Annotated in this window: 18 protein-coding genes; 7 read left to right on the top strand and 11 right to left on the bottom strand. The window is 68.6% G+C overall.

The genetic code is table 11. The features are described from left to right. Positions 1–194 precede the first annotated feature (194 nt). From KOF26_RS14250 to ppdK, 4 genes are all read left to right on the top strand, one after another. On the top strand, positions 195–731 hold the full coding sequence (locus tag KOF26_RS14250; RefSeq protein ID WP_216326357.1) for a hypothetical protein: 537 nt from the start codon (positions 195–197) through the stop codon (positions 729–731). 32 nt (positions 732–763) lie between these two features. Then, complete coding sequence (locus tag KOF26_RS14255) at positions 764–1,639, top strand: glycine--tRNA ligase subunit alpha (protein WP_216326362.1); 876 nt, start codon at positions 764–766, stop codon at positions 1,637–1,639. Positions 1,640–1,641: 2 nt separating this feature from the next. Continuing rightward, on the top strand, positions 1,642–3,657 hold the full coding sequence (glyS, locus tag KOF26_RS14260; protein WP_216326862.1) for a glycine--tRNA ligase subunit beta: 2,016 nt from the start codon (positions 1,642–1,644) through the stop codon (positions 3,655–3,657). A gap of 137 nt (positions 3,658–3,794) precedes the next feature. After that, positions 3,795–6,485 (top strand): pyruvate, phosphate dikinase, encoded by a 2,691-nt coding sequence (ppdK, locus tag KOF26_RS14265; RefSeq protein ID WP_216326367.1) that lies wholly within the window; start codon positions 3,795–3,797, stop codon positions 6,483–6,485. A gap of 103 nt (positions 6,486–6,588) precedes the next feature. Here ppdK and KOF26_RS14270 read toward each other — a convergent pair whose 3' ends face one another. The 9 genes from KOF26_RS14270 to KOF26_RS14310 form a co-directional block, all read right to left on the bottom strand. Then, entirely contained in the window at positions 6,589–7,083 is a 495-nt protein-coding gene (locus KOF26_RS14270) for a helix-hairpin-helix domain-containing protein (protein ID WP_216326370.1), read from the bottom strand. Between the two features lie 63 nt (positions 7,084–7,146). Next, positions 7,147–7,461 (bottom strand): TraR/DksA family transcriptional regulator, encoded by a 315-nt coding sequence (locus KOF26_RS14275; protein WP_216326373.1) that lies wholly within the window; start codon positions 7,459–7,461, stop codon positions 7,147–7,149. A 90-nt stretch (positions 7,462–7,551) separates the two neighbouring features. Beyond that, positions 7,552–8,520 carry a type II secretion system F family protein gene (locus tag KOF26_RS14280; RefSeq protein ID WP_216326375.1) on the bottom strand — a complete coding sequence of 323 codons (969 nt, stop codon included), beginning with the start codon at positions 8,518–8,520 and terminating at the stop codon, positions 7,552–7,554. A gap of 7 nt (positions 8,521–8,527) precedes the next feature. Further along, on the bottom strand, positions 8,528–9,496 hold the full coding sequence (locus KOF26_RS14285; RefSeq protein ID WP_435876860.1) for a type II secretion system F family protein: 969 nt from the start codon (positions 9,494–9,496) through the stop codon (positions 8,528–8,530). After that, positions 9,493–10,749: a CpaE/TadZ family protein gene (locus tag KOF26_RS14290; RefSeq protein ID WP_216326380.1), complete on the bottom strand. Its 1,257-nt coding sequence runs from the start codon at positions 10,747–10,749 to the stop codon at positions 9,493–9,495. Before KOF26_RS14290 ends, KOF26_RS14285 begins: the two co-directional genes overlap by 4 nt. Continuing rightward, positions 10,746–11,381 (bottom strand): CpaD family pilus assembly lipoprotein, encoded by a 636-nt coding sequence (locus KOF26_RS14295; RefSeq protein ID WP_216326382.1) that lies wholly within the window; start codon positions 11,379–11,381, stop codon positions 10,746–10,748. The genes KOF26_RS14290 and KOF26_RS14295 overlap by 4 nt, the downstream gene beginning before the upstream one ends. Before the next feature lie 14 nt (positions 11,382–11,395). Next, on the bottom strand, positions 11,396–13,180 hold the full coding sequence (locus KOF26_RS14300; protein ID WP_216326385.1) for a type II and III secretion system protein family protein: 1,785 nt from the start codon (positions 13,178–13,180) through the stop codon (positions 11,396–11,398). Between the two features lie 4 nt (positions 13,181–13,184). Next, a complete protein-coding gene (gene cpaB, locus KOF26_RS14305) occupies positions 13,185–14,246 on the bottom strand; it encodes a Flp pilus assembly protein CpaB (protein WP_216326388.1) in 1,062 nt (353 codons plus the stop codon). Positions 14,247–14,282: 36 nt separating this feature from the next. Then, positions 14,283–14,741 (bottom strand): A24 family peptidase, encoded by a 459-nt coding sequence (locus KOF26_RS14310; RefSeq protein ID WP_253201467.1) that lies wholly within the window; start codon positions 14,739–14,741, stop codon positions 14,283–14,285. 42 nt (positions 14,742–14,783) lie between these two features. Here KOF26_RS14310 and KOF26_RS14315 point away from each other — a divergent pair, with 42 nt between their 5' ends. Next, positions 14,784–15,725 carry an alpha/beta fold hydrolase gene (locus tag KOF26_RS14315; protein ID WP_253201468.1) on the top strand — a complete coding sequence of 314 codons (942 nt, stop codon included), beginning with the start codon at positions 14,784–14,786 and terminating at the stop codon, positions 15,723–15,725. Continuing rightward, positions 15,722–16,822 (top strand): NAD(P)/FAD-dependent oxidoreductase, encoded by a 1,101-nt coding sequence (locus tag KOF26_RS14320; RefSeq protein ID WP_216326390.1) that lies wholly within the window; start codon positions 15,722–15,724, stop codon positions 16,820–16,822. Before KOF26_RS14315 ends, KOF26_RS14320 begins: the two co-directional genes overlap by 4 nt. Here the strand turns inward: KOF26_RS14320 and KOF26_RS14325 are convergent. Both KOF26_RS14325 and KOF26_RS14330 read right to left on the bottom strand, forming a co-directional pair. Then, entirely contained in the window at positions 16,819–17,373 is a 555-nt protein-coding gene (locus KOF26_RS14325) for a 3'-5' exonuclease family protein (protein ID WP_216326392.1), read from the bottom strand. The genes KOF26_RS14320 and KOF26_RS14325 overlap by 4 nt on opposite strands. Positions 17,374–17,590: 217 nt before the next feature. After that, entirely contained in the window at positions 17,591–18,262 is a 672-nt protein-coding gene (locus KOF26_RS14330; protein WP_216326395.1) for a GntR family transcriptional regulator, read from the bottom strand. Positions 18,263–18,371: 109 nt separating this feature from the next. On the opposite strand from KOF26_RS14330, the gene KOF26_RS14335 reads away from it, so the two are divergent. Continuing rightward, positions 18,372–19,667: an MFS transporter gene (locus KOF26_RS14335; RefSeq protein ID WP_216326397.1), complete on the top strand. Its 1,296-nt coding sequence runs from the start codon at positions 18,372–18,374 to the stop codon at positions 19,665–19,667. The last annotated feature ends 178 nt before the right edge of the window (positions 19,668–19,845 follow it).

The following is a 19,845-nucleotide window of genomic DNA, read 5'->3' on the forward strand; positions in this document are numbered from 1 at the left end:
TTGATGGGGCGCTTATGGCCTTGGAGTCGATATCATCTGTTGCAGCACAGCCAGAGCCGCGCATCCCGGCCGGGGGCAGCCCGCCGGCCCTCAACCTGGCCCTTCCGCCCGCTGCGGCAGCGGCGGGGGATGTCGTCAGTCTCTCGGACGAAGCCCGGGCGGCGCTGGCCGTCGGCGACGCCTTGCGCGAACGGATGAACGCCCGCGATGAGGCTGGCAGCGCGGACGGGGCGCTGTTCAGCGACGACGAGCTGGCCCGCGTCACGCTCAACCGCGACGGCTTTTTCTCGGACGATCAGTCGGCGGAGGCGAGCGGGGCTCTGGATGCCCGGCTCGCCCGGTCGCTCGCGCCCCACGAGGGGGATCCGCGCGCGCGGGCAATGGCGATCAACGCGCTCCATGCCCAGATGTCGGACGACACGCGCGCCGCGCTCAAATGGTCGGCAGCGCTGATTGACGCCAACCGTGCCACGCTTCGCGAGGACAGCGCGCGGTCCGGCTGGCTGGACAACCGGCCGATCATTGCCGGGCTGGATCACGCGGCCGGCAAGGGCGGGCTCGACTTCTCCAGCATGAATTTCAACTGGCTGGAGAGCTATCCCGATCCGCCCTGGCTGGACTATCCGTTCAACGACGGCGTCTCGCGCTTCTCCAGCGATCGCACCAGGGCGCTGAGCCATTATCCCGCCCCACCGGGGCAGGCGCCCTCGCGGACCGACAGGCTGGCTTGACCGGGCGCGCCCGCCCCGCCAATGCCCCAGCCATGGCCGAACCGACAAAACCGCTCAGCTTTCAGGGGCTGATCCTGACGCTTCATGATTATTGGAGCCGGCAGGGCTGTGTCATCCTCCAGCCTTATGACGTCGAGATGGGGGCGGGCACCTTCCACCCCGCAACGACGTTGCGCGCGCTCGGGCCGAAGCCATGGAAGGCGGCCTATGTGCAGCCGTCGCGCCGCCCGACCGATGGGCGTTATGGCGAGAACCCCAATCGGCTTCAGCATTATTACCAGTATCAGGTGGTGTTGAAGCCCTCGCCGGCGGATATGCAGCAGCTTTATCTCGGCAGCCTCGCCGCGATCGGCATCGACTTCGCCCGGCACGATATCCGGTTCGTCGAGGATGACTGGGAGAGCCCGACGCTCGGTGCCTGGGGCCTGGGCTGGGAAGTGTGGTGTGACGGCATGGAGGTGACCCAGTTCACCTATTTCCAGCAGGTCGGCGGCTATGATTGCCGCCCCGTCACCGGCGAGCTGACCTATGGGCTGGAACGACTGGCGATGTACATCCAGAATGTCGACCGGGTGTACGATCTCGCCTTCAACGACGCAGGCGTCACTTATGGCGACGTGTTCCTCGAGAACGAGAAAGAATTCTCGGCCTATAATTTCGAGGTCGCCAATACCGAGACCCTGTTCCAGTGGTTCAAGGACGCGGCCGCCGAATGCCAGGCGTGCATCGCGCGCGGACTGCCGCTGCCGGCCTATGATCAGGCGATCAAGGCCAGCCATATCTTCAACCTGCTGCAGGCGCGCGGCGTGATCTCCGTCGCCGAGCGTCAGGCCTATATCGGGCGCGTGCGCGATCTCGCGAAGGGCTCGTGCCAGGCGTGGATGGAAAAGAACGGGTGGGACGCCTGATCATGGCCGATTTTCTGCTCGAGCTCCTCTCCGAGGAAATCCCCGCCCGCATGCAGGAGAAGGCTGCGGCCGATCTTGCCCGCCTGTTCACGGACGAGATCGGCAAGGCCGGCCTCAAGCCCGCCGCGATCGAGACCTATGCCACGCCGCGCCGCCTCACATTGATCGCGCGTGATCTGCCGCTTGCGACAGAAGCGGTGTCGGAGGAGGTGAAGGGCCCGCGCGCCGACGCGCCGGAACAGGCGCTCGCCGGCTTTCTCGGCAAGACCGGGCTGACCCGCGACCAACTCGTCGAGCGGACGGATGCCAAGGGCAACGCGGTGCTGTTCGCGGTGATCGAGAAGCCCGGCCGCGCCACCGCCGAGGTGATCGCAGAGGCGATTCCGGCGATCGTGCGCGCCTTCCCCTGGCCCAAGTCGATGCGCTGGGGGGACGGCGCGCTGCGCTGGGTGCGGCCGCTGTCCGGCATCGTCGCGCTGCTGGGCGACGAGGTGGTGCCGGTCGTGATCGAGGGGGTGGCCGCCGGCCGCGAGACGGTCGGCCATCGCTTCCATCATCCGGACGCGGTGACGATCGACGCCATCGCCAATTACGCCGATCGGCTGCGCGCCGCCCATGTCATCGTCGATCCGCGCGAGCGTCAGGCGATCATCCGCGATTCCGCGGCTGCGCTGGCCGCCGGGGCGGGCCTGTCGGTGATCCCCGACGAGGGGCTGGTGGCGGAGAATGCCGGGCTCACCGAATGGCCGGTCCCGCTGCTCGGCCATTTCGACCGGTCCTTTCTCGACGTGCCGCGCGAGGTGATCCAGCTCACCATGCGCACCAACCAGAAATATTTCGCGGCTGTGGACGGGAAGGGCGCGCTGGCGCCGAACTTCATCTGCACCGCGAACATCGCCGCGGCGGACGGCGGGCAGGCGATTGCTGCGGGCAACGCCAAGGTGCTGTCCGCGCGGTTGTCGGACGCGAAATTCTTCTGGGAACAGGACCTCAAAATCCCCCTGGAGGAACTGGCGAAGAAGCTTTCCGGCATCGTCTTCCACGAGAAGCTCGGCACCATCGCCGACAAGGTGGAGCGGGTGGCGAAGCTCGCCCGCTGGCTGGTGGAGCAGGGCATCGTCAAGGGGGCGGACCCGGCGCTCGCCGAACAGGCCGCCCGCCTCGCCAAGGCCGATCTCGTCACCGGCATGGTCGGCGAGTTCCCGGAGTTGCAGGGCGTGATGGGCGGCTATTATGCCGCACGCCAGGGGCTCGACCCTCAGGTCGCCGCGGCGATCCGCGATCATTACAAGCCGGCCGGGCAGGGCGACGATGTGCCGACCGCGCCGGTGTCGGTGGCGGTCGCGCTCGCCGACAAGCTCGATACTTTGCGCGCCTTTTTCGGCATCGACGAGAAGCCGACCGGTTCGCGCGATCCGTTCGCGCTGCGCCGTGCGGCCCTCGGCGTCATCCAGATCGTCACCGCCAACGGCCTGCGCATGGCAGTGGCCAGCGGCGACCTGCTCGATTTCTTCGCCGATCGCCTCAAGGTGCAGCAGCGCGAGGCGGGCGTGCGGCATGACCTGATCGACGCGGTGTTCGCGCTCGGCGGGGAGGACGATCTCGTCCGCCTGCTCGCGCGGGTGGCGGCGCTCCAGTCATTCGTCGCGAGCGAGGACGGGGCCAACCTGCTCGCCGGCTTCAAGCGCGCCGCCAATATCCTGCGCATCGAGGAGAAGAAGGACGGGGCGGCATTCCCGCCGGCCACCGCCATCGGCTATGATCCGTTGCCCGAGGAGCAGGCGCTGCTCGCGGCCCTCGACATCGCCGAATCCGCAGCCGCCGCGGCTGTCGCCGCCGAGGAGTTCGAAGAGGCGATGCGGGCACTGGCCGGCCTGCGCGCGCCGATCGACGGGTTCTTCGACAAGGTGACCGTCAACGACGCCGATCAGGACAAGCGCCGCACCCGGCTCGGCCTGCTCGTGCGCATTCGCGATGCAGTGCAGCGCGTGGCAGATTTCTCACGAATTGAGGGCTGAGGGCGAGCCGGGACAGCCGACATGTACGACCAAGGTCGCGCTTCACCGCAACGAAATGCCGGCCGGCGCGTCTGACTTGAATGAGTCGATGACGCGTGCAAAGGGCGCTTAGATATAAAAGGAGCGGGGGTAGTAACATGGCGAGTGCTGCAGCAGCGAACGACTCTGAGCGTTATGTCTACCGATTCGGTGGCGGCGTGTCCGATGGCGGCAAGGGCGACAAGAACCTGCTTGGTGGCAAGGGCGCGAACCTTGCCGAAATGGCGTCGATCGGCCTGCCGGTGCCGCCCGGTTTCACCATCTCCACAGCGATGTGCGCCCGCTATTACCAGGAGGGCGAGCGGTTTCCCGACAGCCTGCGCGACGAAGTGGCGGACGGCATCGCCCATATCGAGGGCGTGACCGGCAAGCGATTTGGCGACGCCGCCGACCCGCTGCTCGTTTCCGTGCGCTCGGGCGCGCGGGTCTCGATGCCGGGGATGATGGACACGGTGCTGAACCTCGGCCTCAACGACGAGACGGTGAAGGGCCTTGCCGCCGCCTCGGGAGACGAGCGCTTCGCCTGGGACAGCTATCGCCGCTTCATCCAGATGTATTCCGACGTCGTGCTGGAGCTCGATCACGGCGCCTTCGAGGAGGCGCTTGAGATCGCCAAGGAGGATCTCGGCGTCACCCTCGACACCGAGCTGGGCGCCGCCGACTGGCAGGCGCTGGTCGTTCGCTACAAGGCCATCGTCGAGGAACAGTGGAACAAGCCTTTCCCGCAGGACGTGCATGACCAGCTATGGGGTGCGGTCGGTGCGGTGTTCGGCTCCTGGCAGTCCGAGCGCGCCAAGGTCTATCGCCGCCTGAACGATATCCCGGGCGACTGGGGCACGGCCGTCAACGTGCAGGCGATGGTGTTCGGCAATATGGGCGACACCTCGGCGACCGGCGTCGCCTTCACCCGCGATCCGGCCAAGGGCGACCGCGCTTACTATGGCGAGTTCCTGATAAACGCGCAGGGTGAGGATGTCGTCGCCGGCATCCGCACGCCCCAATATCTTACCAAGGCCGCCCGCGAGGCCGCGGGCGCCAAGCCGCTCTCCATGGAAGAGGCGATGCCGGAGACCTATGTCGAGCTGGCGCACGTCTTCGACCTGCTCGAAAACCATTATCGCGACATGCAGGACATCGAGTTCACGGTGCAGCAGGGCAAGCTCTGGATGCTCCAGACGCGCTCGGGCAAGCGCACCGCCAAGGCCGCGCTGAAGATCGCGGTGGACATGGCGAACGAGGGCCTGATCAGCCATGACGAGGCGGTGGCCCGTGTCGATCCGGCCGCGCTCGACCAGCTGCTCCACCCGACGCTCGACCCCAAGGCGCCGCGCGACGTCGTCGCCCGGGGCCTGCCCGCTTCGCCCGGTGCCGCTTCCGGAGCGATCGTGTTCGATGCCGAGACCGCGCAGCAGCAGGCCGAGCGGGGCGAGGACGTGATCCTCGTCCGCGTCGAGACCTCGCCCGAGGATATTCATGGCATGCACGCCGCAAAGGGCATCCTGACGGCGCGCGGCGGCATGACCAGCCACGCCGCCGTGGTGGCGCGCGGCATGGGCCGGCCGTGCGTGTCTGGCGCCGGCACGCTGGCGATCGACGCCAAGGCGGGCGTGCTCCGCGTCGACGGCCGCGAATTCCGCGCGGGTGATATCCTGACCATCGACGGCGCCACCGGCGAAGTGATGGCCGGACGCGTGCCGACCGTGCAGCCGGAGCTGGCCGGCGATTTCGGCGTGCTGATGGGCTGGGCGGACACGGTGCGCCGGCTCAAGGTGCGCGCTAATGCCGAGACCCCGCTCGATTGCCGCACCGCGCGGGATTTCGGGGCCGAGGGCGTCGGCCTGTGCCGCACCGAACACATGTTCTTCGACGCCGAGCGCATCACCGCGGTGCGCCAGATGATTCTCGCCGAAGACGAGGCGGGCCGCCGCACGGCGCTGGCCAAGCTGCTGCCGGAGCAGCGCGCCGACTTCACCGAGATTTTCGAGATCATGGCCGGCCTGCCGGTGACGATCCGCCTGCTCGATCCGCCGCTCCACGAATTCCTGCCGCATGAGGAGGCGGAGTTCGCGGAAGTCGCCAAGGCCACCGGCCTCGGCGTCGAGGCGCTGCGCCGTCGGGCGGCGGAGTTGCATGAGTTCAACCCGATGCTCGGCCATCGCGGTTGCCGTCTCGGCGTGACCTATCCCGAAATCTACGAGATGCAGGCCCGCGCCATCTTCGAGGCGGCGGTGGACGTGGCCGAGAAATCCGGCGCGGCGCCGATCCCCGAGGTGATGGTCCCGCTCGTCGCCACCAGGCGCGAGCTGGAGCTGATGAAGGCGGTGATCGACAGGGCTGCCGCCGCCGTGTTCGCCGAGAAGGGGCGCACCCTCGATTATCTGGTCGGCACGATGATCGAGCTGCCGCGCGCCGCGCTCAAGGCCGGCGAGATCGCGGAAGTTGGCGCGTTCTTCTCGTTCGGCACCAACGATCTCACCCAGACCACCTTGGGTGTGAGCCGCGACGATGCCGCGCGCTTCCTCACTGCCTATGTCGACCAGGGCATCTATGCGCGCGATCCGTTCGTCAGCCTGGATATCGAGGGCGTAGGCGAGCTGATCCGCCTCGCCGCCGAGCGCGGCCGGGCGACGCGGCCTGACATCAAGCTCGGCATTTGCGGCGAGCATGGCGGCGATCCCGCCTCGATCGCCTTCTGCGAGGCGGCCGGCCTCGATTATGTATCGGCCTCACCCTATCGCGTGCCGATTGCCCGGCTTGCGGCGGCGCAGGCGGCGCTGAAGGCGCGGTAAGCCTTGTCTCTCTCCCCGACTTGCCGGGGAGGGGCGGTCTGCTTCGCATCCGCCCCTCTCTGGCGCTCCGGGCCGTCTCCCTCCTCGCGAGAGCGGGGAAGCGTTATACCGTCGGATTGCCGGTCCAGCTGAAGGCGGGCTTGTCGGTGCCGCCGCGGGCAAGCGCGGCGGCCTGGGCACGCCATTGCTCGCGGTCGATCGTGCCCGGGTCGAGGCCCATCCGGCCCTCCAGTTGTACGACCTCGCGATCAGACAGTTCGGCGATCTGGCGATAGCGCAGATAGCCGGCTTCGTTCAGCCGCGTTTCGCGCTCGATGCCGACGCCGTGAATCAGGGCGAGATCGTCCCGTCCGCCGCGCGCAGCCGCGCCCACGGCGGCGGCGGTGCCCGGACCGATCGGATGGGCGCTGCGCTCAAGCTCGGCGATGCGCGCATTGGCGGCGGCGACGCGGGCCTCGGCCTGCTCGGCCCGCTCGCGATCGCGTTCCGCTTCGCGCCGCCATTTCGCCCCGCCCGACCGCGAGGCGAGGCCGAGCAGCCAGCCAAGGATCAGCGTCAGGCCCAGTATGACGAGCTGGTTTGTAGTGAAGGTGAGCATCGGTTCGGCTCCTGCCGGTTGACGCCTTCACAACGATGCTGCGGGGTTTCGCGTTCCTGTCGTCTACGCCACCTTGCGCGCGCAATCGATGCACAGCGAGGCCTCGGGGCGGGCTTCGAGCCGGCCGGGCGCGATCCGGGCGCCGCAGCGGGCACATTCGCCATAGGTCCCGTCGGCGATGCGCGCCAGGGCGCGGCGGACGGAGGCGATCTGATTGCGGATCAGCGCCGCCTGCGCTTCCAGCGAGGCGTCGTCCTCCATTTCCACGGCCTGTTCGGAACTGTCGGCATTGAGCGGCTCCGCCAGATCGATATCGATCCGCTCCAGCCGCGCCTGGAGTTCGCTAAGCTGCGCTTCAAGCCGAGCCTTGTCGGCCATCCCGTCTCTCCTGATCGAACTGAATGCAATGACTCTAGGAAAGCCGTGCAATGCCGTCAATCATTCAACCGACTGTCCGGCAAATCTGCATCAGACTCCGCCCTTGGAGAAGGCGTCGGAAATGCTGCACGCTGCCGGGCCGAGGATGACGATGAACAGGGTGGGGAGGATGAACAGGATCAGCGGCACCGTCATGATCGCCGGCAGGCGGGCGGCCTTTTCCTCGGCGCGCATCATCCGCTCGTTGCGAAATTCGGCCGACAGCACGCGCAGCGCCGAGGCGAGCGGGGTGCCGTATTTTTCGGTCTGGACGAGGGTCGTGACGACGCCCTTCACGGCATCGAGCGGCACGCGTTCGGCGAGATTCTGGAAGGCCGAGCGGCGGTCGGTGAGCAGGCCCAGTTCGATCGAGGTCAACCCGAACTCGTCGCCGAGTTCGGGATAGGCGCGGCCCACCTCGCGCGCCACGCGGTCGAAGGCGACGTCAATGGTTAGGCCGGCTTCCGCGCAGATGACGAGCAGATCGAGCGCGTCCGGCAGGCCCTTGCGAACCGCGTCGAGGCGTTTGGTGACGGCATTGCGCAGCCACAGGTCGGGCGCCTTGTAACTGCCGACCAGCGTGCCGGCGACGAGCAGATAGCGCTGCATCGGCCCCCAGTCTGCGAACCAGTCGAGGCCATAGACCCCGGTGACCATGACGAGGCCGAGGATCACCGGGCCCGCCATCCGCCAGAACACGACGCTGATCGCGGCGTCCTTGCTGCGGATGCCGGCCTGCATCAGCCGGGTCTGGATCGACCGGAGCTGGCTGTCCTGCAGCATCTTCAGGCTGGAGAGCAGCGCGTGCATGTGGCGCTTGCCCTGCCGCTTGCGGGCGACATTGGCGCGGGCGCGCTTGGTGGAGCCGGCGATGCCGGCCTTGAGCTGTTCACGCCGCTCGTTGAGCGCCTTGACCCGGCGGGCCATCGGGTCGCGCACCGTCATGACGGCATAAAGGGCCACGAACGCCGCCAGCGCCGTCACGCCGGCAAGCATCGAACCGATCAGCTGATAGTCCATGGCGTCCTCAGATCTCGAACCGGACCATGCGCGCCATGATGAAGCCGCCGATCGACATCCATATGATGCCGACCGAGCCGGCGATCATCAGCCGCGTCTCCTTGAAGAATCCGGCGAGGTAATCGCTGCTCACCATCCAGATCAGGGCGAAGACGATGAACGGCAGCGCCCCGACGATATAGGCCGAGGCCTTCGATTCCGACGAAAGGGCGCGGATCTTGAGCTTCATCTGCGCGCGTTTGCGGAGCACGTCGGCGAGATTGGACAGCGTCTCGGCCATGTTGCCGCCGGTCTCGCGCTGAATGGCGAGGGTGATGCAGAAGAACTGGAACTCGGGCGTGCCCAGCCGCTCGGCGGTTTCCTGAAGGGCGGCATCCATCGTGCGGCCGATCTTGATGCGATCGGCGACGGCGCGAAATTCCTCGCCAACCGGGTCGGGTACTTCAGTGCCGACCACGCCCAGCGTCTCCGAGATGGGCAGGCCCGAGCGCAGGCCGCGTACGAGCAGCTCGATCGCGTCCGGGAATTTCGCCGTGAACCGCGTCACCCGGCGGGCGATCAGGAAGGAGACGAGCTGGTGCGGAACGCCGAGCCCGATCGCCAGCCCCAGCAACAACGCGATGAGCATCGGCACGCCCTCGAGGCGGAGCAGCAGCATCGCCGCGACCGCCAGCACCCCCGAGGCGATGCCATATTGGCCGAGCGTCCAGCTCCGGCCCGTCCGTCCGAGCCTTTGGCGCAGCGCATCCGGACGCGGCAGCAGGCGCGCCACCCAGCTGTCTAGCGCGGTGTCGCTGCGTGCCGCCACCGCGCGACGCAATTGCTGCGCGTCGGCGGAGGTGGCGTGGCGGGCGCGTACCGCCTGCAGCCGCCGGCCCTGGGCGCGCCCGCCCGCCGGGCCGGAAAGCGCCAGGAAGACCAGGCAGAAACAGAGCGTCGCCGCTGCCGCCACCAGGATCAACGGCAGCATCGTCACGCCTTCGGTCTGGCGAGCAGCGAGCGGAAATCGCCGAGCCGGCCGAGCAGCGATCCGCCCTTGACGGCCGGACGCGTATCACCGGCGAGCATCGCGCCGAGACGGCCGGAAAGCTCGGCCAGCGCCTGGCCCGCCTTGGTGGCCTTGCCGGCCTCGGCCATCGGCTTGCCCAGCCGGGCGGACTGGGCGGCGAGCTTCTGGTCATAGGGCACGACGATGTCGACGCGGCGCTCGATGGAGCCTTCGAAATCCTTGCGGGTGATCTCCGGCTGGCCCCCGACCGCCTTGTTGGCGACGAGAATCACTTCGGCGTGAGGGACGTTGGTCTTCATCCAGCTCAGCACGCGGATGGTGTCCCGCGCGGCAGCGAGGGTGAATTCGGTCACCACCACGATCGCCTGCACTTCGAACAGCAGCTGCGGATGCTGGACGAGGACGCCGCGCGGCAAATCGATCACCGTGCAGTCGAACGCCTGACGCAACTCGTCCTGCAACTGGTAGAAGGCGGCGCCGTCATTGCTGATCGGCTGATTGATCGGCGCCTCGGCCGACAGCACGGCGAGGGTGTCCGACGCGCGGACCATGGCGCGCTCGATGAACAGGCCGTCGATGCGGCCGGGATTCTCGATCGCGTCGGTGAGGCCGCGGCCCGGCTCCAGATCAAGCGCCAGCGCGCCGGTGCCGAAATGCACGTCGAGATCGAGCAGCGCGGTGGCGCGGCGGCGGGTCTCGCTCAGCGCCCAGGCGCAGGAGGCCGCGATGCTGGTCGCGCCAACCCCGCCGCGCACGCCGATCACCGCGGTCATGAGGTGCGGGCGATCGGGCGTCGTCTCGCCCTGCGGCAGGGCCAGCGTCATCTGCGCATGGGTCACGGCGTCGCGGAGCTGATCCTCGGAGAACGGCTTTAGCAGGTAATCCTGCAGGCCCGACGCGGTCAGCCCGCGATAGAGGCGGACATCGTTGACGGTGCCCGCCGAGATCACGATCGTGCCCGGCTCGCACACCTCGGCGAGCGCGTTGATGTCGTTCAGTGGATCATTGCTGTCGCTCAGGTCGACGAACAGGATGGTCGGGCTGGCGGTGACAGAAAGCTGCTGCACCGCGCTGCGCAGGCCGCCGGTCTGCACCTTTTCCGGCGTCCAGCCGAAGCTCGCGGCGACATTGCGGACCAGCGTCGTGGTCGCGTCGTCACAGGTGTAAGCGACGAACGGATCGCGCACGGTCGACGTGCGCGGATTGAATGGCTTGCTCACTGTCCGCTTCCTCCGCCCTGTCCGCTGCCGCTGGCGCCGGCCGTGCTGTCCGACTTCAGGCCGCCTTCGCCGGTGGGCTTGGCATCCCGCCAGCTCTTGATCGCCTTGACGGCGACGTCCGCCTCGGAGGCGCCGCCATTGTCGCGGCCACGCACCAGATCCGCCGGATCGGCGATCATCGCGGCCAGATTAGCGTTGGTCGCGCAGCCGAAATTACCACTGGTGGCGGCAGCTGAAGCGCGTTGCCCGCCCTGCCAATCCGGGCAGCCGCTTACCGACGCGGTGGCGCGGCTCACCACCACGCGCACCGCGGCACCATATTGGGCAGGCGGGCCGGAGTCGCCGCCGAGCAACAGCCCCTGCGCGGCGACGACGCGGGCGATCGCATCGCGGGCGGGGCCTTCGGCATTGGTCACCACCCGGTCGCCACGGCCGACACCGAGGCCGGCGAGGAAGCCCGCCAGCCGCGGGGCTTCGCCCGGCGCCAGCCCGGCGGTGGTGATCGCGAGATCGATCGGGTGATCAACGCTGGTGACGACAGGCCGATGCGCCGGGGCAGGGGCGATCGTCATATTCTGGTCGTGGCCGCAGCCGGCGAGCAGCGCGAGAGCGAGAAGGGGAAGGGGGCGCATGGCGGCGATCTCCATCACATCCGTCCGGCCGCCAGCGTGGTGACGGCAGGCGCTCGGGCTTCTTGGGGTTCGGGCGGATCGAGCGTTTCGTAGATCAGCGGCGGCGTCGCGCCGATCGGCTCGCCGAGCGGGGGCGGCAAGGCCGACATGCCGGCCCGCGCTGGCTGGTTCGGCACTTCCGGCGCGGCGCTGTCTGTGGCTCCGAGCGGAGGCGTCGACACGGGCCGATCGGGCGGCGCGATCTCGTCCGGCGGCGGCAGCGTGAACGATTGCGGTATCACCAGCTCCACCGGAGCCGGCAAGGCGGCGGTGATGGCATCCTCGGACGGGGCGGACGGATCCGGCGCGGCGGGCTCCGCCAGCGCGGCGCTGCCGGCGTCCCCGGAGGACGGCGAGCCGGACGGCGGGGCGACCGGCTCCCCGTTCAGCACGCGCGCGGCATCGGTCGCCGCCTTGTAGCCGTCGGTGGGCAGCGCGATCTTCGCGGCGTCGACCGGGCGCACCAGATAGGGGGTGACGACGATCACCAGCTCCGTCTCGTCCTTCTTGAACGAGTTGGAGCGGAACAGCGCGCCGAGGATCGGCAGGTCACCAAGGAAGGGAGCCTTGTCGGTCGAGTTGTTATGGTTGTTCTGCAGGAGGCCACCGATCACGAAGCTCTGGCCGGAGCCGAGCTCGACCGTCGTCTCGGTGCGCCGTGTGGTGAGCGCGGGTACGGTATAGCCGCCGACGGACAGCGCGCCGGCGTTGGTGAGCTGCGAGACTTCCGGGCGCACACGCAGGGAAATGCGTCCATCGGACAGCACGGCCGGCGTGAACGCCAGGCTCACGCCATAGGATTTGAACTGCACGCCGGTGGTGCCCAGACCGCCAGCCAGCGGAATCGGAATTTCGCCGCCCGCCAGAAAGCTCGCCGTTTCGCCGGACAGCGCGGTCAGGTTCGGCTCGGCCAGCGTCACGGCCAGCCCGTCCGTCTCGGCAAGATCGAGCGAGGCGAGAAGGTCCATGCCGAGAAACCTGCCGGCGAGGCCGAGCGTCGTCGCGCCCGTCTTGTTGTTTATCTTGTAGGCGGTGCCGCCCTTGCCGATGCCCGTCGGATCGTCGGCGGCGGTAATCGTCTCGATCGTGCCGGCATTGCCGCGACCAACGCCGAACAGCAGACCCCCGGAATTGTCACGGCTCAGCAGATTGACGCCGATCGCCTTCGACAATGTGCGGCTGACCTCGACGATGCGGACATGCAGGCTGACTTGCATCGGCGTCGCCGTCTTCAGGCGGTTGATGACGAGCAGCTTGTCGTTGGACGAAGCGGCCTCGACGATGCGCTGTGCCTCGGCGACGTCACTCGGCGTGGCGACCATGCCGGTCAGCATCACGCCGTTGGTCAGCGGCGTCACCGTGATGGCGGCGTCGGGCATCGCGGTCCGGAGCACCGCGCGGAGCGTGTCGCCGACCAGCGGCAGATTGTCGGCGACGCGGGCGCGGGTGGACCACAGCACCGCGCCGCTCTTGTTCGTCGCATAGAGGGTGGTTTCGCCGACGCCACGGCCGAACAGCCAGAGCTGGGTGGGGGAGCGGACCTGCACGTCGGCGACCTTGTCGTCGGCGACGAACAGGTCGGACATCTCGGCCGGCAGCGTGACGAGCATGCCGTTGCCCTTGACGAGGTCGGTCGTCGCTGTCGGCGCGTCGGTCCTGGCGGGTGTCCCGCCGCGCACCACGGCAGCGTTGGCAGGCTGGGCTGCGGCGGCCAGCGCCATGGCGAGGGCGCCGAGGCTGGAGCGGAAAAGAACGGGCATGGGCTCAGTTGCTCCTGGAGAGCGGGATCGACGGCGGCACGCCACGCGAGGGGGAGGCCGCAACGGCTTCGCTGACCACCGAGCCGCGCGCCACGCGCACGCCGCTGGAGGCGGCGGCTTCGACGGGCGGGCGATAGCCACCCATCGGCCCGGGCGGAGCGCTCCCGGGGCGAGTCGGCACGCTGCCGCGCTGGAAACGCGAGACGTCGGCGCCAACCGTGAAAGTGGTGTCCCTGTCCTGAGGCAGCGCCGCCACGGCGAGCATCATCTGCTTCTCCGCCTTTGCGTCGGCACCGTCCGGCAATTCCACCTCGCCGGCGGCGATGGCGCGTTCCAGTTCGGACGAGTTGTCGGCGAGGCTGCGCAGCGATAGCGACAGCGTGCCCATGGTCTGCGCGACGGCGATCTTCTCGGCGATCTTCGGCGTGGCCTCGACGGTGATCGTCGAGAAGGTGCGCGCGGCGGTGCGGCCTTCCTCGTCCTTGGCGGGCTTGTCGGTGCGCTGGTCGGTGGCGAGCACGCGCAGGTTGCGGATGATCGTCTCGGAGACCTTGAGCGGCGGGCCTTCGCCGCTGACGTCCTGCGTCAGGACGAGATCGATGCGGTCACCCGGAAAGACAAAGCCGGCCACGCCGGTATTGGTCGATACCGGCACCGAGACGGCGCGCATGCCCGGACCAAGGGCGGCAGCGAGAAAGCCGCGGTCGCCGGGCTGGACGAGCGCGCCCTGGGTGAGCGGCTGGCCGGCGGTGATCTCGGTGCGCACCACGGCACCGATCAGCTTCGCGGTGTCGACGCCCTTGCCGCGCAGGAAATAGGCGTTGCCGATCAGCTCCTGCGGCCACGGCTGGTAGCGGATGCTGTCGGCGCTGAGGATCGTGCCGACCGCGAGCGGCCGGGTCGCCACCAGCACTTCCGGACCGACCGGCTGGGCGGGAGCCGCCACCGGCATCCTCGGAACCGGCGAAGCCGCCGGATCGGCGCCGAGCATCGACCGCGCCATCAGGGCTGTTGTCACGGCGACGACCAGCGCGCCGATCAACAGCATCAACTTCCTGAGATTCACGATCGCCCGCTCCTCAACCTTTAACCATCCGACTTCTCAAGCAAAATGGTAAATATAAGGTTGGCCGAGGCAGAGGATCGCGGCGGCCGCGATCGCCACGCCATAGGGAACTTCGGCCTGTCCTTCGGCATGGCGCAGCCAATGGACGACGAGCGTGGCAAGCGTCGCCAGTCCGCCGCCGAACGCCGTGAGCACCAGCATGTTAAGGATAGCGGCGGGCGGCACCCACAGCGCCAGCGCCCCGATCAGCTTGACGTCGCCGCCACCCATCAGGCCCAGCGAGAACAGCCCGGCGAAGGCGGCGAACACCGCCAGCGCCAGAGCGAGCTGGGCCGCCACACCCGGCCAGAGGGCGAGGCCTTCCGCCCACCAGAAGACCGGGGCGGCGAGCGCGATGATGATATTCAGCCGATTGGGAATGATGCGGCGGCGCACATCTCCCCAGGCCACCAGGAACAGCAGCGCGGAGAGCAGGATGATGAGCATGGCGGACATGGCACAACCGCTCTAGACGCGATGGCTTAGGGAAAAGTAACCATGCCCGCGATGAACGCCCCGCCCCCTCCACCCTTCGATCGGCGCGCCATTCCCGCCGGGTTCCGGCTCGGCAACTGGGCCGCAGCGGACGGCTGGCCGCATCGCCGCTTCGACTGGCCGGCCGATGCGGAGGCTCGCCCACGCGGCAGCCTGCTCTACGCGTCCGGCCGCGCGGACTTCGTCGAGAAATATCTCGAGGCGCTGGAACATTGGCACCGCCGCGGCTGGTCGATCTCCGGCTTCGACTGGCGCGGGCAGGGCGGGTCCGGCCGGATCGTGCCCGGTCTCGCCGGCAGCCATCTGGCGAGCTTCGAGCCGCTGGTCGAAGATCTTGCCGGCTTCGCGGAGCAATGGCGGCGCGACACGCCGGGCCCGCACGTCGTCATCGGCCATTCGATGGGCGGGCATCTCGTGCTGCGGGCGCTGGCCGAGCGGCGCATCCATGCCGACGCCGTGGTGCTGACGGCGCCGATGATCGGCCTTGCCGCGCCGCGGATCGGGCGGCTGATCGCCTTCCTCGCCGGCCTGTTCGGCATGACGATGCGTCCGATCGCCAGCGATCTCGAGCCGGGCCAGAAACAGCCCCGCCTGACCAGCTCGATCGAGCGTTTCGCCGATGCCGAGTGGTGGAAGCAGAGCCAGCCCGAACTGGGCTCCGGCGTGCCGACCTGGGGCTGGGTGCATGCCGCCTATGACTCGATCGCGCGGCTGCGCCGCCCCGGCCTGCTGGAGGGCATCACCACGCCGGTGTTGATGATCAGCTCGGCGACCGACCGGCTGGTATCGAACGCGGCGATGGCGCGCGCGGCGAAACGCATTCCGGGTGCGCGGCTGGTGCCCAGCGCCGGCGCGCACGAGATATTGCGGGAGGCAGACCCGATCCGCCTCGCCGCGCTGACGGCGATCGACGATTTCCTCGACGAGACGGCGCCGGCGGCATGAGCCATCATGACGTCGTCGTGATCGGCGCGGGCATCGCCGGCGCCAGCCTCGCGGCGGAGATCGCCGGTTCCGCCTCGGTGCTGATCGCCGAGGCGGAGGACCAGCCCGGCTATCACGCCACCGGCCGTTCCGCCGCCTTCTGGGAGGAAAGCTATGGCGGGGCGGTGGTGCAGCCCTTGACCACGGCGTCCGGGCCGGCGCTGGAAGCGGGCGGCTTCCTCAGCGCTCGCGGGTCGCTGCACATCGCCGATGCCGGCGGCAGAGCAGCGCTGGCCGATCATCTCGCGGCGGTGACGGCGATGGGGGTAGCGGTACGCACGCTCGATCGTGCCGCGCTCGATGCGCGCCTGCCGGGCCTGCGCGCCGGCTGGGACGTCGGGCTGGAAGAGGCCAGCACGCGCGATATCGACGTCGCCGCGCTGCACGCCCACTATCTGGCAAGCGCGCGGCGGCAGGGGGCGGTGCTGCGCTGTGCCGCGCCGCTCCGCGCTGCCGAGCGCCGCGACGGCCGCTGGCGCCTGCACCTCGGCGACGAGCCGGTGACCGGCGATCTCCTCGTCAATGCCGCCGGCGCCTGGGCAGACCCGGTGGCGGCCCTGGCGGGCGCCCGGCCACTCGCCATCCGCCCGTTGCGGCGCACCGTCGCCCAGCTTCGCCTCGCCGAACCGGCACCGGCGGACCTGCCGCTCGTCTTCGATGCGCGCTCGCGCTTCTATGTGAAGCCGGTGGTGGGCGGGCGGCTATGGCTCTCCCCGCATGACGAGACGCCGGTGCCGCCCGGCGATATCGCACCCGAGGAGATCGACGTCGCACGCGCCATCGCGGTGATGGAGGAGGCGTTTGACTGGCAGGTGACGCGCGTCGAGCGGAGCTGGGCAGGGCTGCGCAGCTTCGCGCCCGATCGCGCGCCGGTTTATGGCTTCGATCCGATAGTGCCGGGCTTCTTCTGGTGCGCGGGGCAGGGCGGCTTCGGCATCCAGACCGCCCCGGCCGCCGCCAGGCTGGCGGCCGCGCTGCTGCTTGGCGGGGCGCCGGATGCGATGGTCGCCGGGATTGATCCGGCGCGTTTTGATCCGGCCCGCCCGGCGCTCGCCTAGGGCCGGCCCTCGGCCAGCGCCCGGGCCGCGGCGGCGACTGCCAGCCAGCGGGCGCGTTCCTCCTCGGCATCGGCCAGCGCGCGATGCGCCGGCGCGACGCCCGGTGCGCGCAACTCCGTGCGCGCCAGCAGATCGTCGACGGCGGTAGCGAGCCGATCCGCAGGCACCACCGGCCTGAGGATGGCGACGGCGCATTCGCGGTGGGCCTCGTCGCTGTCTCGCAGGCGCAGGCTGTGGCGCGGCAGACCGGCGGCGCGCAGCAAGGTGCTCAGCCATTTGCCGTCCCATGACGGCGCGCTGGCACGCAGATCATGGCCGGACAGGCTCTCGATCATCCTCCGCGCGACGAACTCATGGGGAGCGCCCTCGGCAAGGAGACGATCGCGCGCGATGCGGTGGATCGCTTCGGCGCCGGCATCCCAATCCGTCCAGCCGGGCGCCGGGCGGATCAGGTGCGCCTCGGAACGGCCGTCCTCGAAGATCCATGCCACCTCGATCGGGTAGCTGTGCTTGCCGAGCGAGGACGCTTCGAAGTCGAGAAATGCCAACATGCGCGGGGAAACGCGCGCGCATCGAAAAAGCGTCAGCCCCGTCGCACGCGCCGAAAGTTTCCGTCGATGACCGAGCGCCTTGTAATAGCGCAGAGGCCAGGCGGGCTCATTCCCAGAATGGGGGCGGTTTTGAACCGACGAAAATGCCGGACGCTGTGAATACGCGGGCAAGTATGCAAGCTGCCATTCGTATGTCTGGCCGCCGGCGCATCCGCGGCTAGCTTCCGCTCGGGCCGAGACCGAGCTTCTGCAGCTTCTGGAGCGCCGAATAATTGCGCGACAGCATTGCTCGCACCATATGCTCCGCGGCGACGGCGTCGCGCACGAGGATGAGGTCGAGCATTTCGAGATGGCCGGCGATGACGTCCGCAAGGACGTTCGGGCCAGCGATCAAGGTCTGGAACAACCAGCCCGAGCGGCGATAGAGCGTCTGCAGCGGCATCAGCGTGTTGCCCAGCATCAACTCCCCGGACGCGGCAAGGATGGCGGCGTTCAGCTCGCTGTCCACGACATTGAACTCTGCAAGCGACATGGTGCCGTGGCCGGCACGCAACGTCTCGGCTGCCGCCGCCAGGCGTTCGACGTGCTGCGGTGTGGCGCGCTGCGCCGCCAGCCTGCACGCGATGGCCTCCATCTCGATCCGCACCGGTAACAGCAGCCGTTCCTGCTCGAGATCGAGCGGGGCGATGCGCAGGCCGGATCGCGGCTGCACCAGGATCAGGCTCGCTGCCGACAGGCGCTTGACGGCGTCATGGACGGGCGTGCGCCCGAAGCCGGAGACGCGCTCCAGCTCGTTCAACGTGGTGCGGGCGCCGGGACGAAGATCGGTGGTGACGATCAGCGATTCCAGACAATCATAAGCCTGCTGGGACAGGCTCTTGCTCTGCAACTCAATTCCCCCTTTCGAAACCCCGCGCCCGCCTTTACAGGTCGCCCTGACGAGCCTATTTTATCTGAAATTTCAGATAGAAGCAAGCGGCCAGGGGGTCTCAATCATGATGCATGAGCCGCCCGGTCGTCGCCGCTGGGCGATCGCGGCGCTTCTCGGCGGCGGGGTGGTCGTCAGCTATTTCGATCGCATCATTCTGGCGGCGGCGGCGCCGGCGATCCAGCGTGATTTCCGGATCGACGATTTCGCCATGGGGTTCCTGCTCGGCGCGTTCGGCTGGACCTATGGCGCACTGCAAGTGCCGGTCGGCGTGCTGCTCGATCGCATCGGCGTGCGTCGTGTGATGATCGGCAGCATCCTGCTCTGGGCGGCGGCCTCGTTCCTCGCCAGCGAAGCGATCGGCTTCGCGACGATGTTCGCGGCGCGGATGATGCTCGGCGTCGCCGAGGCGCCGACCTTCCCCGCCAATGCGAAGGCGATCGGCTATTGGTTTCCGCGGACCGAGCGCAGCCTCGCCACCGCCTTGTTCGACGGCGCGGCGAAATTCTCCAACGTCATCGCCATCCCGGCGATTGCCTTCCTCGCTCTCGAGGTCGGGTGGCGCAAGGCCTTCGTCGCCACCGCTATTCTGTCGCTCTGCTATCTGCTGCTGTTCGCCCGTATCTATCGCGATCCCGGACTGGATCCGCGGCTTGGGCCGTCCGAGCGCGCCTATATCGCCGAGGGTGGTGGCGCCGCCGAGGGGCTTGCCCGGTCCCGCGGGCTGGCGCTGCTCGGCTACCTGCTCCTCCGCCGCAAGATGTGGGGCCTGGCGCTCGGCTTCGGCTGCTATAATTACGCTTTCTCCTTCTTCATCACCTGGCTGCCCACCTACCTCGCCCGCGAAATGAAGATGGACCCGCTGAGTTCGGCCGGCTTCGCGATCATTCCGTGGATGTTCGCCACGCTTGCCGATCTGCTCGTCGGCGGCTGGCTGATCGATCATCTCGTCCGGCGCGGACGTGACGAGACGATCGTGCGCAAGTCGATCATCGTGCTCGGCATGGTCACCGCGCTGTTCGTGATCGGGGCAGCGTTCACCGATGATGCCCGCTGGGCGTTATTGTGGATCACCGTCTCGCTCAGCGGGCTTGCCGCAGCGGCGCCGGCAAGCTGGTCGCTGCCCTCGCTGATCGCGCCGGTCGGCGGCGCCGGCACGATCGGCGGGATGATGAACTTTGTCGGCAGCTTAGCCGGCGCTGTCGCCCCGGCGCTGACCGGGCTCATTGTTGCCCAGAGCCGGTCGTTCAGCGGTGCCTTCCTGCTCGCCGGCGCGGTGCTGGCGGTCGGCCTCGTCTCGTTCACCCTGGTCATGGGGCCGATCGCGCCGATTCCCGAGCGAGAACAGCGGCGGCATCGAAACTGAAATTTCAGATTGACAGGCCCGGTCCGGCGATCCATCGACGACGGCAGCTTTGGTGCTGGGATGGAGTCGGCATGAGTGATGGCATCAGCGCGTAATCAGCGATGATCTGATCATTCTGGCCAAGTTACGATGCGGCCAGACGATAGCCTGCTTGCCTAACCAGGTAATGATGATCCGA

The organism is Sphingomonas quercus (assembly GCF_018863195.1).
Classification (GTDB): domain Bacteria; phylum Pseudomonadota; class Alphaproteobacteria; order Sphingomonadales; family Sphingomonadaceae; genus Solisphingomonas; species Solisphingomonas quercus.

Bases quoted from the DNA above. Each gene is read 5' to 3' on its own strand.
- KOF26_RS14250 (WP_216326357.1), top strand. From the start codon at position 195: ATGAACGCCCGCGATGAGGCTGGCAGCGCGGACGGGGCGCTGTTCAGC.
- KOF26_RS14255 (WP_216326362.1), top strand. From the start codon at position 764: ATGGCCGAACCGACAAAACCGCTCAGCTTTCAGGGGCTGATCCTGACG.
- glyS (WP_216326862.1), top strand. From the start codon at position 1,642: ATGGCCGATTTTCTGCTCGAGCTCCTCTCCGAGGAAATCCCCGCCCGC.
- ppdK (WP_216326367.1), top strand. From the start codon at position 3,795: ATGGCGAGTGCTGCAGCAGCGAACGACTCTGAGCGTTATGTCTACCGA.
- KOF26_RS14270 (WP_216326370.1), bottom strand. From the start codon at position 7,083: ATGCTCACCTTCACTACAAACCAGCTCGTCATACTGGGCCTGACGCTG.
- KOF26_RS14275 (WP_216326373.1), bottom strand. From the start codon at position 7,461: ATGGCCGACAAGGCTCGGCTTGAAGCGCAGCTTAGCGAACTCCAGGCG.
- KOF26_RS14280 (WP_216326375.1), bottom strand. From the start codon at position 8,520: ATGGACTATCAGCTGATCGGTTCGATGCTTGCCGGCGTGACGGCGCTG.
- KOF26_RS14295 (WP_216326382.1), bottom strand. From the start codon at position 11,381: ATGCGCCCCCTTCCCCTTCTCGCTCTCGCGCTGCTCGCCGGCTGCGGC.
- KOF26_RS14300 (WP_216326385.1), bottom strand. From the start codon at position 13,180: ATGCCCGTTCTTTTCCGCTCCAGCCTCGGCGCCCTCGCCATGGCGCTG.
- KOF26_RS14310 (WP_253201467.1), bottom strand. From the start codon at position 14,741: ATGTCCGCCATGCTCATCATCCTGCTCTCCGCGCTGCTGTTCCTGGTG.
- KOF26_RS14315 (WP_253201468.1), top strand. From the start codon at position 14,784: ATGCCCGCGATGAACGCCCCGCCCCCTCCACCCTTCGATCGGCGCGCC.
- KOF26_RS14320 (WP_216326390.1), top strand. From the start codon at position 15,722: ATGAGCCATCATGACGTCGTCGTGATCGGCGCGGGCATCGCCGGCGCC.
- KOF26_RS14325 (WP_216326392.1), bottom strand. From the start codon at position 17,373: ATGTTGGCATTTCTCGACTTCGAAGCGTCCTCGCTCGGCAAGCACAGC.
- KOF26_RS14335 (WP_216326397.1), top strand. From the start codon at position 18,372: ATGCATGAGCCGCCCGGTCGTCGCCGCTGGGCGATCGCGGCGCTTCTC.